At 66.5% G+C, this 12,647-nt stretch carries 13 protein-coding genes; 1 reads left to right on the top strand and 12 read right to left on the bottom strand.

The genetic code is table 11. The features are described from left to right. Nucleotides 1-4: 4 nt before the first annotated feature. The 12 genes from flgL to G7Y85_RS06485 form a co-directional block, all read right to left on the bottom strand. Nucleotides 5-1,204, bottom strand: a complete 1,200-nt coding sequence (gene flgL / locus G7Y85_RS06540) for a flagellar hook-associated protein FlgL (protein WP_166253747.1) — start codon at nt 1,202-1,204, stop codon at nt 5-7. Between the two features lie 4 nt (nt 1,205-1,208). Further along, nucleotides 1,209-3,083 carry a flagellar hook-associated protein FlgK gene (gene flgK, locus G7Y85_RS06535; protein WP_166253744.1) on the bottom strand — a complete coding sequence of 625 codons (1,875 nt, stop codon included), beginning with the start codon at nt 3,081-3,083 and terminating at the stop codon, nt 1,209-1,211. 12 nt (nt 3,084-3,095) lie between these two features. After that, nucleotides 3,096-4,019: a flagellar assembly peptidoglycan hydrolase FlgJ gene (gene flgJ / locus G7Y85_RS06530; RefSeq protein ID WP_166253741.1), complete on the bottom strand. Its 924-nt coding sequence runs from the start codon at nt 4,017-4,019 to the stop codon at nt 3,096-3,098. Between the two features lie 298 nt (nt 4,020-4,317). After that, nucleotides 4,318-5,442, bottom strand: coding sequence for a flagellar basal body P-ring protein FlgI (locus G7Y85_RS06525; RefSeq protein ID WP_166254639.1), 1,125 nt, complete (start codon nt 5,440-5,442; stop codon nt 4,318-4,320). A gap of 24 nt (nt 5,443-5,466) precedes the next feature. Further along, nucleotides 5,467-6,126: a flagellar basal body L-ring protein FlgH gene (gene flgH / locus G7Y85_RS06520; RefSeq protein ID WP_166253737.1), complete on the bottom strand. Its 660-nt coding sequence runs from the start codon at nt 6,124-6,126 to the stop codon at nt 5,467-5,469. 8 nt (nt 6,127-6,134) lie between these two features. Continuing rightward, nucleotides 6,135-6,920 (bottom strand): flagellar basal-body rod protein FlgG, encoded by a 786-nt coding sequence (gene flgG / locus G7Y85_RS06515; RefSeq protein WP_166253733.1) that lies wholly within the window; start codon nt 6,918-6,920, stop codon nt 6,135-6,137. Between the two features lie 219 nt (nt 6,921-7,139). Further along, a complete protein-coding gene (locus tag G7Y85_RS06510; protein WP_166253730.1) occupies nt 7,140-7,883 on the bottom strand; it encodes a flagellar basal body rod protein FlgF in 744 nt (247 codons plus the stop codon). Between the two features lie 149 nt (nt 7,884-8,032). Continuing rightward, on the bottom strand, nt 8,033-9,247 hold the full coding sequence (gene flgE / locus G7Y85_RS06505; RefSeq protein WP_166253727.1) for a flagellar hook protein FlgE: 1,215 nt from the start codon (nt 9,245-9,247) through the stop codon (nt 8,033-8,035). A 139-nt stretch (nt 9,248-9,386) separates the two neighbouring features. Then, the gene (locus tag G7Y85_RS06500) at nt 9,387-10,061 is read right to left on the bottom strand and encodes a flagellar hook assembly protein FlgD (protein WP_166253724.1); all 675 of its coding nucleotides are present in this window, start codon (nt 10,059-10,061) and stop codon (nt 9,387-9,389) included. 7 nt (nt 10,062-10,068) lie between these two features. Further along, nucleotides 10,069-10,476 (bottom strand): flagellar basal body rod protein FlgC, encoded by a 408-nt coding sequence (gene flgC, locus G7Y85_RS06495; protein WP_166253721.1) that lies wholly within the window; start codon nt 10,474-10,476, stop codon nt 10,069-10,071. A gap of 12 nt (nt 10,477-10,488) precedes the next feature. Then, nucleotides 10,489-10,854 (bottom strand): flagellar basal body rod protein FlgB, encoded by a 366-nt coding sequence (gene flgB, locus G7Y85_RS06490; RefSeq protein WP_166253719.1) that lies wholly within the window; start codon nt 10,852-10,854, stop codon nt 10,489-10,491. Nucleotides 10,855-10,922: 68 nt separating this feature from the next. After that, a complete protein-coding gene (locus G7Y85_RS06485) occupies nt 10,923-11,858 on the bottom strand; it encodes a chemotaxis protein (RefSeq protein ID WP_166253716.1) in 936 nt (311 codons plus the stop codon). Between the two features lie 63 nt (nt 11,859-11,921). On the opposite strand from G7Y85_RS06485, the gene flgA reads away from it, so the two are divergent. Next, nucleotides 11,922-12,641: a flagellar basal body P-ring formation chaperone FlgA gene (flgA, locus tag G7Y85_RS06480; protein ID WP_166253713.1), complete on the top strand. Its 720-nt coding sequence runs from the start codon at nt 11,922-11,924 to the stop codon at nt 12,639-12,641. The last annotated feature ends 6 nt before the right edge of the window (nt 12,642-12,647 follow it).

The raw sequence follows: 12,647 nt of genomic DNA, 5'->3' as shown, positions 1-12,647 counted from the left end.
GCGCTCAGCGCAGGTAGTCGAACAGCGACAGCCCCTGCACCTTCGTATACACCTGTTGTGCTGCCTGCAGCGTGGTCATCTGCAGCTGCAGCTTGCCGATCGCGTCGGCGTAATCGGTGTCGCGCAGCGTGGAAGCTGCCGCGGTCGCATGCTCGCTCTGCGCCGCCGCCACATCGAGCGAGTCGTCGATCGCATTGAGACGGATGCCGATGCCGGAGCGCACATCGCCGAGCCGGTTTTCGGCGGTCTGCAGCGTACCGAGGCCCTGCTGCAGCGCGGTCTGCACCTGCGCGCGCTGTGCTGGCGTGTCCTGCGGCTGGGTCAGCAGTTTTGCGAGCTGGTCGATCATCGCGAACATGTCCTGCGACGACGACGGCGCAATGCCGAAGCTGTCGCCGGCAGCGGCCGACCCGGTCAGCGTCAGCGACGCGCCGCGGAAATCGATCGTGCTGCCGTCGCCCGCGCTGCCGCTCTGCAAAACGTTGTTCGAGGCATCGACGATTTCGTATTGATCGGCGGCGGTGAAACGCAGCGTGTAGCTGCCGCCATCCCAGGCATCGCTGTCGCTCAGCGCGGCACTGCTGATCGCAAGGCTGCCGGTATTGGCGCTGCCGGCGCTGACCGCGAAGCTGCCATTGCCGGTCTTCAGCCCCATGAACACGCTGCTGCCCGGATCGTTCTGCGCAACGGTGCGCTGGCTGCCGATCTGCGCGGTCACCGTGGTCTGGTCGCCATGATAGTCGGCGCTGCTGCCGTTCCAGGAGAACGGCGTGCTGCCGTCGTCGGCGCCACCGAACAGGTAACGGCCCTGGCCGTCGCTGGTGTTGGCCAGCGCCATCAGCTGATCGCGCACGCCGCTGAGCTGATCGGCGATGGTCTTGCGCGTGTCGGCCGACTGCGTCGCGGTATTCGCCTGCACGACGAGTTCGCGCACATGCTGCAGCAGACCGACGCCACTGGCGATGGTGTCTTCGCCGAGTTGCAGGCGCTGCTGCGCGCTCTGCGCCGCCGCCGTGTACTGTGCGGTCTGCGAAACCAGCTGATCGTAGCCTTGCGCCTGCGCCCAGCCGGCCGGATCGTCGGCGGCGGTCTGCCATTTCTGGTTGGTGCTCAACTGATTCTGCGTGGTCGCGATCTTTTCCTGCTGACGCAGCATCTGCGTCACGCCTTGCTGATAGCTCCAAGCGGTCGAGAAACGGATCATCGGACTAACCTCGCGTGGCCTGCAGCAGTGACTGGAAGATCTGGTTGGCGGTCGCGATCACCTGTGCCGCCGCCTGATAGGCCTGCTGGAAACGCAGCAGGTCGGCGGCTTCCTCGTCGAGATTGACGCCCGACACCGAGTCGCGCGCACTTTCCGCCTGCGTCTTGACCGTGGTCTGCGCGTCGAGCGCCAGACTGGCCTGTTGTGCACGCGTCGCTGCCTGCGTGGTCAGCGAAGACTGCGCGGCGCTGATCGATTCGAGGCCGCCGTCGAACAGGCCCTTGCCGCCGAGCTGGGCCAGCGACTGCGCATTGCTGTTGTCGCTGCTGTTGGCACCGGTCTTCCTGATCGTGAAGCTGTCGCCGGCCGCCGCCGTGCCGCCGAGGCTCAATGACCAGCCGTTGACGCTGATCGCGTCGCCGCTGTTGTAGGCGTAGCTGCCGCTGCCGTTGATCTGGTAGGTGTTCGCGCCAGTGAACGTGATGGTCACCGGGTCGGTCAACGCCGCGTTGCTGCCGTCGCTGACCTTGATCGCCGCGACAGCGCTGCTGTTGCCGCTGGCGGCCGACGCACTGACCGCGGATGCCGCTGCGACGCGGCTGGCATCGCTGGTCGCGAGCTTCAGCTGGCTCGCGGCACCGGCAGTCGGCTGCACAAGGAACTTGTCGCCGGCCTGGGCACTGCCGCCGAGCGTGATCGCCACGCCGCCGAGCTTCAGCGGATCGCCGGCAACGCCGCTGCCGCTCAGCGCGACAGTCGCGCCGCTGCCGGCGTCGGTCGCCGACCAGGCCGTGCCGTCGAACTTGAGAACATAGTTGCTGCCATCGAGTGCGCCGACATCGGTGATCGCCACACTCATCGCCGCGTTGCCGTTGTTGGCGGACGCGGCGTAGGCGGTGCCGGCCGGCATCACCAGCAGATCACCGCCGCGATTGCCGGCGAGATCGACGCCGGCGGCGTTCTGCGTGTTGACTGCCGAGGCAATCCCGGCTGCCAGCTTGCCCAGCTCGTTGCGCGCCGGATCGATCACTTCGCGGCGCGCGTCGAGCAGGCCGCCGACCGTGCCGCCGCTGAGCTGACTGGTGATCGCCGCGCCCTTGTAGGTGACGTCGAGCGCGCCGCTGGCGTAGGCATCCGGCGCCGTGCCGAGCGCCGTCGCCTGCTTGCCGACGACCAGTGCCTGCCCGCTGGCGGTGAAGACATTGAGACTGCCGTCGTCCTGTTGCGCAGTACTGATGCCGATGTTGCCGGCGATCTTCTGGACCAGCTGATCGCGCTGGTCGAGCAGATCGTTCGGCGGCTGGCCGCCGTACATCGACTGGGCGTTGACGATCTGCTCGTTGAGTCTGGCAAGCGCCTGCGTGTCGTCGTTGATCGTCGACACCGTGGCCGCCAGCGACTGGTTGATGTCGCTGTTCATGCCATCGAGCTGCGACTGCATCGTCGTCACGCGGCTGCCCAGGGTCTGTGCGCTGCCGAGCAGGCTCTGGCGCGCGGCCGTCGAGGTCGGCGAATTGGCCAGCGCACTGGCGGCGTCGAAGAACGACTGCAAGGGGGCCGACAGGCTGGTGCCGCTGTCCGACATCAGGGTGTCGATCTGCGCCGCGTAGTTCGAGTACGTGTCGATCCGCGAATAGGCCGAGTTGCTGGTCTGCAGCCGCGCATTGACCAGCGCGTCGGTGATGCGCTGCACGCTGGCGACGTCGACGCCGGTGCCGACGTAGCCGCTGCCGCTGCCCTGCGCCAGCTTGGCGCTGAGATCGACGCGTTGCCGCGAATAGCCGGTGGTATTGGCGTTGGCGATGTTGTGGCTGGTCGTGTTCAGCGCCGTCTGGTAGGCCAGTAGCGCGGAACTGCCGGTGGAAAGTATGTCGGCCATGGTCCCGCTCCCTTACACCGCGTAACTGCGTCTGCCGCTGGCGAGCGCGAGCTGCATCGTCGGCCCGTTGGCGATTTTCATGATCTTGTCCGCATACGCCGGGTCCGTTGCGTAGCCGGCGTTCTGCAGACCCTGCACGAAATGGCTCGCACTGCCGCCATGGTTCAGGGCCTGCGCGTAGCGCGGATTCGATTTCAGGAAGTCGACGTAATTGTCGAAGGCCTCGCCGGCCGAGTCGTAGCTGCGGAAGTCCGCCTGCTGCCGCTGCTCCTCGCCATCGACGAATTCGGTCGTCGTCGTCGATACCGCATCACCCTGCCAGCGCCGGTCCGACTTGATGCCGAAGAAATTGAAACTGCTCTTGCCGTCCGCATCCTTGATCGCGTGCTTGCCCCAGCCGGTTTCCAGTGCCGCCTGCGCCACGAGCACGCGCGCCGGCACGCCGAGCTCGCGCGCAGCGCGCTCGGCGTGCGGCAGGATCGCCTGCACGAATGCTTCCGGTGTCTTGCCTGCACTGCCTGCGGTCGCACTCGCGCCGCTCACGTCATTCGCTTGCGACTGCAGTGCGAAGGCGTGATGGCTGCCGCTCGCTGCAGCGGCCTCCAGCGTCGTTGCCGCGCTGTCGCCAGGCTGCGCAGCGCTCGATCCGCGCAGCTGCCGGACCAGCATGTCGGCAAGCCCGAGGCCCTTGCCGGAGGACAGATGCACCGACATCTGCTGATCGAACAGATCCTGATAGAAGCCGGTCTGACCGCCACCCATGACGTCATCGCCAAGCGACCCGGCGCGCATGTTCTTGAACAGCTGCTGCGTCAGCAGCGCCTCGAACTGCTGCGCGGCCTTGCGGATCGTCGCCTCGTCACCGCTGCGCGCGCCCCGGCGCATGCCCTGGAACTGGCTGAAGTCGGTGATGGCGTCGGTCGGGCGTGTGCTCATGCCGAGGCTCCGGCGCGCGATTCACGCTCGTGCATCGCTCGTGCTGATCGCGTCGCGAGACAAATCTGCCTTTGCTTTCGCCCTGTCGGACGAGCTGCTTTTCTTTCCAGGTCGTCGCCGCGGCGAGGACGCCGCGTCGGCGACGCTTCCGGGCACGTGAGCAGCGCAGGGAACCCCGCGTAGCGGGGTGCGGCCCTTGAGGCATCCTTTCTTTTGATGACTTTTCTTTGGGCAGGCAAAGAACAGTCCCTCGCGCCGCAGCGCGAAACAAGAGGCCCGATCTCGAAATTGCCGTCCACTAGATCACCACCAACTCCGCCCGCAAGGCACCCGCTTCCTTCAAAGCCTCCAGAATCGCGACCAGGTCGCCCGGCGCCGCGCCGACCTGGTTCACGGCCTTGACGAGGTCGTCGAGATTGACGCCGGCGTCGAACACGAACATGTGGCCGGCGCCTTCCTGCGTGACTTCGATCTGCGACCGCTGCACGACCGCGGTCTGGCCTTCCGACAGCGGCCCCGGCTGACTGACCTGCGGCTTTTCGGAAATCGTCACCGCCAGCGAGCCGTGCGAGACGGCCGCCGGCATCACGCGCACGCGGCTGCCGATGACGACCGTGCCGGTACGCGAATTGATGACGACCTTGGCGGCGGCATCGCCGGGATCGACTTCGATGTTCTCGACCACCGACAGGAACGCAACGCGCTGATTGGCGTCGGCAGGGGCCATGACGCTGACCGTGACGGCGTCCTGCGCACGCGCCATCTCGCTGCCGAGCGCGGCGTTGATGCTCTGCGCCATGCGTGCCGCCGTCGTGAAGTCGGCGGTGTTGAGATCGAAACGCAACTCGGGCGACGCCGCAAACGAGTTGGCGACCACGCGCTCGACCTGCGCGCCGTTCGGAATCCGGCCGGCACTGGGCACGTTCACGGTCACGCTCGAGCCGTCCTTGCCCGACACACCGAAACCGCCGACCACGACATTGCCTTGCGCGATCGCATAGACCTGTCCGTCGGCACCCTTGAGCGGCGCCATCAGCAGCGCGCCGCCGCGCAGCGAGCCGGCGTTGCCGAGCGACGAAACGGTGACGTCGATCTGCTGTCCGGGCTTGGCGAAGGCCGGCAGCTCGGCACTGATCGCAACCGCCGCGACGTTCTTCAACTGCGGATTGACGTTGGCCGGCACGGTCACGCCGAGCTGCGCGAGCATCGACTTCAGGCTCTGCGTCGTGAACGGTGCCTGCGTGGTCTGGTCGCCGCTGCCGTCGAGACCGACGACCAGACCGTAGCCGATCAGCGGATTGCTGCGCACGCCTTCGACCGATGCGAGGTCCTTGACGCGCTCCGCGTGCGCAAGATTCGGGAACACGCACAGCAGCGCCGTCAACCAGCGGCAGATCCGCAGGTGGCGGTCGTGGCGACGCATGAGGAGATAGCGCATGGATCGCTCCTAGAACGGGAACAGCACGGAGTTGAAGAAGCGCGCAAGCCAGCCCATTGCGTTCGAATCGGCAACCGCGCCGTTGCCGGCGTAGCTGATCTTCGCGTTGGCGATACGATCGGATGTGACACTGTCATTGGCAGCGATGTCGATCGGCCGGACGATGCCCTCGAGCGCGACGTGTTCGGAACCCTGGTTCAGGGTCAGCTGCTTTTCGCCGCGCACGACGAGATTGCCGTTCGGCAGCACGCGCGTGACGATCACCGTCACCGAGCCGGACAGCGTGTTCGACTGCGTCGACGCGCCACCACCGGTGAACGACTGGTCGGAGCCGAGATCGAAGCCGAGCACGCCGGTGCCCTTGACGCTCACCGGCCGGCCGAACAGCGTCGGGTTGGCGATGTCGTCGGAGGTCTTCTTGGCGGTGCTGGTATTGGCCTTCTTCTCGGCGTCGGTCTTCTCGACCAGCACCACGGTCAGCAGATCGCCGACGCGCCGCGCCTTCTGGTCTTCGAACAAGGCCATGCCGGCGCCGGCGGAATAGATCGAGCCGTCGCCGGCCGGTGCCGGTACCGCGGCCGCCTCCGGCGGCACGACCACGTCCTTGTGCGAAGGCGCGCTCGCGCAGGCGGTGATCGAGAGGCACAACAGTACGGGCAGGACGCGCATGACCGGGCTCACAGGTTCTGGGTGACGTACTGCAGCATCTGGTCGCTGGTCGAGATCGCCTTCGAGTTCATCTCGTAGGCGCGCTGCGTCTCGATCATGTTGACCAGCTCTTCAACGACATTGACGTTGGAGCCTTCGAGCGAGCCCTGCTGCAGCGCGCCGAAGCCGTTCGAGCCGGGCGCCGCGGTCTGCGGCGACCCGCTGGCCGCGGTTTCCGTGTAGAGGTTCTCGCCCTTCGGTTGCAGGCCGGCGGGATTGATGAAGTCGGCGGTCAGGATCTGGCCGACCTGCTGCGGTTGCGCGGTGCCGCTCATCTGCGCCGAGACGATGCCGTCGGTGCTGATCGAGATGCTCTGCGCCCCGCTGGGAATCTGGATGCCCGGCTGCAGCGGGTAGCCGCTGGACGTGACGATCTGGCCCTGGCTGTCGAGCTGGAACGTGCCGTCGCGCGTGTAGGCCAGCGTGCCGTCCGGCATCTGCACCTGGAAGAAGCCGCGACCGTCGATCGCCACATCAAGCGCGTTGCCGGTCTGCGAGAGATTGCCTTGCGTGAAGCTCTTTTCGGTGGCGACCACGCGTACGCCGGTGCCGAGCATCAGGCCCGACGGCGCCTGTGTCTGCTGCGAAGTCTGCGCTCCGGGCTGACGCACGGTCTGATAGAGCAGATCCTCGAACGCGGCGCGGCCTTTCTTGAAGCCCGTCGTGTTGACGTTGGCGAGATTGTTCGACACGACCGTCATGCGCGTCTGCTGCGCATCGAGTCCGGTCTTGGCGACCCAGAGTGCTTGATCCATGGTACTGGCCTCCGACGGAATTCCGTCTTTGGCAGGAGCGTTGCAGGTTCCGGACCAGCGCCACGGTGACGGAATGTCGGCGCCGGACTGGAAGCTGCGAGGTGATCGCAGCGGCCGCGACTTGCGTCGCTCCTGCAGGTTTGCTGCCCACGATTGGCGCCGGCAGTCGTGCCTGCCGGTTTTTTGCAGGAGCGACGCAAGCCGCGATCAAGCGCCCGATCAATTTCCCATGCGCGTCAGCGTCGAAGCCGCCGCGGCATTGTCTTCGGTGGTTTTCATCAGCTTGGTCTGCAATTCGAATTGCCGCGCCAGACTGATCATGTTGACCATCGTCTCGGGCAGGTTGACGTTGCTGGATTCGAGCGCGCCGCTCATCACGACCTTGCCGCTGGCGGCATCGAGCGTGACCCCGGGTTTGGCGCGCATCAGGCCGTCGACGCCGCGTTCGAGTTGATCCGGCGTGGCCTGCACGACGCGCAGGCGGCCGACACTGGCAAGCGCTTCCGTGCCGCTGCCGAGCGGCTGCACGCTGATCGTGCCGTCGCCGCCGATCAGCGTCGTCGCGGATTGCGGCAAGCTCAGCGGGCCGCCGTCACCGAGTACGGCGAGGCCGCTGGCGGTGCGCAGCTGACCGCCGGCGTCGAGCTGCAGATCGCCGGCCTTGGTGTAGGCCTCGCTGCCGTCCGGCGCCTGTACCGCCAGCCAGGCGTTCTCGCCGAACGCGACATCGAGATTGCGTCCGGTCTGTTCGATGTTGCCGCCGCGCGAGTCCCAGCCCAGGCTTTGTGCCGCGGCATTGACGCGCGTCGGCAGCCCCGGCCCCTGCACCGCCTGCGCGGCGCTGGCCAGCAACTCGGCGCGAAAGCCCGTGGTCGAGGCATTCGCGAGATTGTTGTTGTTGATCGCCTGCTGACGCTGCGTTTCGCTGGCGCCGGTCATCGCAACATAGAGTGCGCGGTCCATGGACGTTCCTCAGTGCTCGACCGATGACGCGCCGGGGCGCCGAAAGCGTCGCGAGGACGAGATGCCAGCGATCGCGAAGCCGCAGCAGGCTGAAGCCCCCGAGGACTTCGCTGCGACGAGCAAGGCGCTCATGGCAAGCGCGGCAGCCATCAGCGGAGATTGATGATGGTCTGCGTGATCTGGTCGGCGGTCGAGATCATCTGCGCGTTCGCCTGATAGTTGCGCTGCGCGGTGATCATGTTGACGAGCTGTGCGGTCAGATCGACGTTGGAACCTTCGAGCGCACCGGACTGGATGCCGCCGAAATTCGGCGAGTCGCCGGCGCCACGGATCGGCTGACCGGCGACATAGGTTTCGCCCCAGGTCGAGTTGCCGAGCTGCTGCAGACCTTGCGGATTCGGGAACCGCGTCAGGGCGATCTGGCCGAGCGGCGTGGCCTGGCCGTTGGTATAGCGCGCCTGGACGACGCCTTCGGCGGTGATCTCCACCGTCGTCAGCGAGCCGGTCGTGTAGCCGTCCTGGGTCAGGGTATTGAGGCTGAAGGTGTCGCCGTACTGCGTCGAATCGCCGAGGTCGAGGTTGAGGTTCATCGCCGCCGCGCCGTTGCCCGGCGTGTAGCTGTTGAGCGCCAGATCGCCGCCGGCCGGTGTCAGCAGCGCGCCGCTCGACGAATAGGTGACCGTGCCGCCGCCGACATCGCTGCCGTCGACCTGCACGTGCACATCCCAGCTGTTGGCGGCGGCGCCCTTGACGTAGTACATCGCCGCCTGATGCGCCGTGCCGAGCGAGTCGTAGACGGTCAGCGAGCGGGTCTGGTTGTAGCTGCTGGCATCGCTGGCGTCGAACGGCGTGGTCGTCGGTGCGGAATCGGTCGACGGCAGGTTGATGTTGGCGCTGATCGCCGTGCTCGCCCTGGGCGGATTGGTGGTGCTCGACAGCTGCAGGTCACCGAGCTGCGCAGTGTCGAAGCTGCCGTTGGCGGTCGCCGGAAACACCTGCAGGCGCTGGCCGGCGGCGTTCACGACATAGCCGTGGTCATCGGTGCCGAACGCACCGGCACGCGAGTAGACGGTGGCACCGTTGTCGGACAGCGTGAAATAGCCTTCGCCGGAAATCGCCAGATCGAGCGTGTTGCCGGTGGTGTTGACCGAACCCTGCGACAGCTGCTGGGCGACGCGCGCGGTGCGCACGCCGATGCCGGTCGCGTTCGACGCCAGGCCGTAGGCGGAGATCGGAAACAGATCGGCGAACTCGGCGCGCGACGACTTGAAGCCGGTGGTGTTGACGTTGGCGATGTTGTTGGCGGTGACGTTCAGGTCGGCCGAGGCCGCATTGAGTCCGGACAACGCGATTTGAAAAGGCATGAGTGAACTCCGTTAGCGTGAATCTCGCGCAGCGAGTCCGCTGTCCTTCGCCCACGACGTGGGAGAGGGGGGGACCGCCCGCGGAGCGGGTGGTGGGGTGAGGGCAGCCGGGCGCATGACAGCAGTCATTTTTCGGCCGTCAGAGAATTTGCGCGACGTCGCTCAGGGCGAAGGCCCCGATGCCTTGAAGATCGAGCGTCAGGCCGTCCGAGCCGAGCTGTACGCTCTGTACGGTGCTGGATGCATAAGTGTCGAGTGCGGTCTGCGTGTCGCCCTGGGTGAGGCGCGCCTGCAGCTTGTAGGTACCGGGTTCGAGCGTCGTGCCCTTCGAGTCCGTCCCGTCCCAGGAGAACTTGACGACACCGGCCGACTGCTGGCCCAGATCGAGCGTACGTACGACCTGACCGCTGGCGTCGACGACATCGACCTGGACCGTGCCGCTGCCGGTGGGCACCACCGCGCCATCGAGCGTGCCGCCGCCCGGCAGATAGCCGGCGCTGCTCGGCACCAGCACGTTGTGGCCGACCAGTTGCGCCGCCTGCAGGGTCTGCGACGAGGTCAGCGAACTGGAAAGCGCCGCGAACGAATCGTTCAGCGACTGCACGCCGGACACCGTGCTGATCTGCGCGAGCTGGCCGAGAAACTCGGTGTTGTCGGTCGGGTTCAGCGGATTCTGATTCTGCAGCTGCGTGGTCAGCAGCTTGAGGAACGCGTCTTCGCCGAGCGCGTTGCCGCTCTTGCTGTCGCTGGTCTTGTTCACGGCAAGACCGAGCGCTGCGTAGGGATTGCTGCTGTCGACCGCGGAGGTGCTCATCTCGATCTCACTTGCCGAGCGTCAGCGTGCGCATCGCCAGATCCTTGGCGGTGTTCATCACGTCGACACTCGATTGATAGGAACGCGACGCGGAGATCATGTTGACCATCTCCTCGACGACGTTGACGTTCGGCGCATAGACATAGCCGTCGCTGTCGGCGATCGGATTGCCGGGCTCGTAGCGCTTCTGCGGCGCCGCCTGGTTCTCGACGATGCCGAGTACCTGCACACCGGCGCTGTCCTGGCTGCCGGGCTCATTGATCGTCTTGAAGACCGGCAGACGCGCCTTGTAGACGTCGTCCGGGTTGCCGGATACGGCGTCGGCGTTGGCGAGATTGCTGGCCACCGTATTGAGTCGCGCCGACTGCGCGCTCATCGCGCTGCCGGCAATGTCGAAGATGCGGAATGAAGACATGCGTCAGTCCTCCTACTGGCCGCTCAGCGCGGTCATCAGGCTCTTGATGCGGCCGTCGAGGAAACTGAGGCTCGCCTGATAGCGCAGCGTCGCGTCGGCAAACTGCCCCTGCTCGACCTGCACGTCGACGGTGTTGCCGTCGACCGCCGGCTGCAGCGCAACGCGGTATTGCGGCTTTGCGTCACCCAGGGTCTTGTCGACGACATCCGGGGTCGCGGCGTTCTGGACGCTTTCGAGCACCTTGCGGAAGTCGAGATCGCGCGCCTGAAAACCGGGGGTATCGGCGTTGGCGATGTTGGCCGCGATCAGCTCCAGCCGCCGCCGCTGCACTTGCAGCGCCTGCTCCTGGATGCCGAATGTCGCGTTGTCGATGGCCATCGTCGATGTCCTCGTGGGTCTGACCCCCCGAGGCAAGCCATGTGCCAGACAGCCCGGATTCCGGCGAATCAGTGCGTCGCGATCAGGTTCTCAAGACGGCCGATCACGGCCTGTGCGAGTTCGTCGGAACTGAATTTGGCAATGAAACGGTCGGCGCCGACCTTTTCCACCATTGCCGTGTTGAAGACACCGGACAGCGAACTGTGCAACAGCACATAGAGATGCTGCAGCGCCGGGTCGTGACGGATTTCCGTCGTCAGTCGATAACCGTCCATCGTCGGCATCTCGACATCGGAGATCACCATCAGCAACTGTTCGTCGATCGGTGCCTTTGCCGCCAGATCCCGCAGCAGATCCAGCGCTTCCTGACCGTCCTTGGCGCTCAGGGTCGCAATACCGAGTTGATCGAGCACGCCTTCGATCTGCGAGCGCGCGACCCGCGAGTCGTCGACGACCAGCACCTTGAGACCACCGGCATCGAGATGCTGTATCGCGTCGCTGAGCTGCGACGACAGCCCCACCGGTCCCCCGAGGATTTCGGCGAGCACCTTCTCGACGTCGATGATGCCGACGTCCTGGTTCTGGAAGCGTGCGATCGCAGTCAGATAGCCGTCGGTATCGGCAGCCGGCGGCGGCTTCAGTTCGGCGACGTCCAGATGCACGATGCGTTCGACCTGGGCGACCAGGAACGCCTGCACGCTGCGGTTGAACTCGGCGACGACCAGATGCGCCGGCGGCGGCAGGCTGTCGTCATCAGAGAGGCCGATCGCGCTGCGCAGATCGATGACCGGCACCACGCGGCCGCGCAAATTGAGCACGCCGCGCACTTGCGGATGCGCGCCCGGCATGTGTGTCAGCGTCGGCACGCTCAGTACTTCCTGGACCTTGAACACGTTGATGCCAAAAATCTGACGCGTGCCGAGCCGGAACAGCAACAGGGCAAGCCGGTTGTGTCCGGCCAGGCGGGTGCTGCTGTCGATGCTTTCGAGAAGTCCGTACGCCATGAACCGCTATCGGCCGCCACGCGCGCGACTTGAGCAGCCCGGTGCGCAGGGCTGGAACGGCGCTTGCCTGCTTCGGGCATGTCGAACCATTCCAGACGCCGCCGCGCCCTTGCCGCCTCCGTACTGGCGGCGCTGTATGCGTTGCCGATTGCCGGCGCCCGCGCCGACGAGGCGATCGAGCCGCTCGCGCGCATTCGCGATGTCGCCGAAGCGGCGGTCAAGAAGAACCTGCCAGCCAGTGCCGAGGTCAGTGCCGACGCCATGGACCCGCGCCTGCGCCTGCCCGCCTGCGCTGCGGTGCCAGTCGCCGAACCGGGCGCCACGCGCGGCGCTTCGACCAGCGTCACGGTGCGTTGCCCGGCGCCGCAGGCCTGGACACTTTATGTACCGGTCCGCGTCCGCGATCTGCGCCCGGTGCTGGTCCTGACGCGCGCGGTACGCCGCGGCGAGCGCGTCGACGCCAGCGTCCTGCACAGCGAGACCCGCGATGTCGCGCAGCTGCCGTTCGGTTTCGTCAGCGACGCCGCCACCCTGGTCGGCAGCGAGTTCAGCCGCCCGATCGGCGCCGGACAGGCGGTCTCGCCGGCCGACGTCGAGGCCGAACGCTGCGTACGCCGCGGCGACCTCGTCACGCTGATCGGTCGCGCCGCCGGCATCGAGGTCCGCGCCGAAGGCAAGGCGATGGCGGATGGCGGCAAGGGCAGCCGCATTCGCGTCCAGAACAGCAGTTCCAGGCGCATCGTCGAAGGCACGATCACCGCGCCTGGTGTCGTCGAGCTGTGATAAGCG

It is taken from the genome of Solimonas terrae (assembly GCF_011067135.1).
In the GTDB taxonomy this organism is placed as follows: domain Bacteria; phylum Pseudomonadota; class Gammaproteobacteria; order Nevskiales; family Nevskiaceae; genus Solimonas; species Solimonas terrae.
This window is presented reverse-complemented; position numbering and strand designations above follow the sequence as displayed.

Excerpts from the sequence above, each read along its gene's own strand:
- G7Y85_RS06485 (WP_166253716.1), bottom strand. The coding sequence starts at position 11,858 with ATGGCGTACGGACTTCTCGAAAGCATCGACAGCAGCACCCGCCTGGCC.
- flgC (WP_166253721.1), bottom strand. The coding sequence starts at position 10,476 with ATGTCTTCATTCCGCATCTTCGACATTGCCGGCAGCGCGATGAGCGCG.
- flgE (WP_166253727.1), bottom strand. The coding sequence starts at position 9,247 with ATGCCTTTTCAAATCGCGTTGTCCGGACTCAATGCGGCCTCGGCCGAC.
- flgK (WP_166253744.1), bottom strand. The coding sequence starts at position 3,083 with ATGGCCGACATACTTTCCACCGGCAGTTCCGCGCTACTGGCCTACCAG.
- flgH (WP_166253737.1), bottom strand. The coding sequence starts at position 6,126 with ATGCGCGTCCTGCCCGTACTGTTGTGCCTCTCGATCACCGCCTGCGCG.
- G7Y85_RS06525 (WP_166254639.1), bottom strand. The coding sequence starts at position 5,442 with ATGCGTCGCCACGACCGCCACCTGCGGATCTGCCGCTGGTTGACGGCG.
- G7Y85_RS06500 (WP_166253724.1), bottom strand. The coding sequence starts at position 10,061 with ATGAGCACCTCCGCGGTCGACAGCAGCAATCCCTACGCAGCGCTCGGT.
- G7Y85_RS06510 (WP_166253730.1), bottom strand. The coding sequence starts at position 7,883 with ATGGACCGCGCACTCTATGTTGCGATGACCGGCGCCAGCGAAACGCAG.
- flgB (WP_166253719.1), bottom strand. The coding sequence starts at position 10,854 with ATGGCCATCGACAACGCGACATTCGGCATCCAGGAGCAGGCGCTGCAA.
- flgL (WP_166253747.1), bottom strand. The coding sequence starts at position 1,204 with ATGATCCGTTTCTCGACCGCTTGGAGCTATCAGCAAGGCGTGACGCAG.
- flgG (WP_166253733.1), bottom strand. The coding sequence starts at position 6,920 with ATGGATCAAGCACTCTGGGTCGCCAAGACCGGACTCGATGCGCAGCAG.
- flgJ (WP_166253741.1), bottom strand. The coding sequence starts at position 4,019 with ATGAGCACACGCCCGACCGACGCCATCACCGACTTCAGCCAGTTCCAG.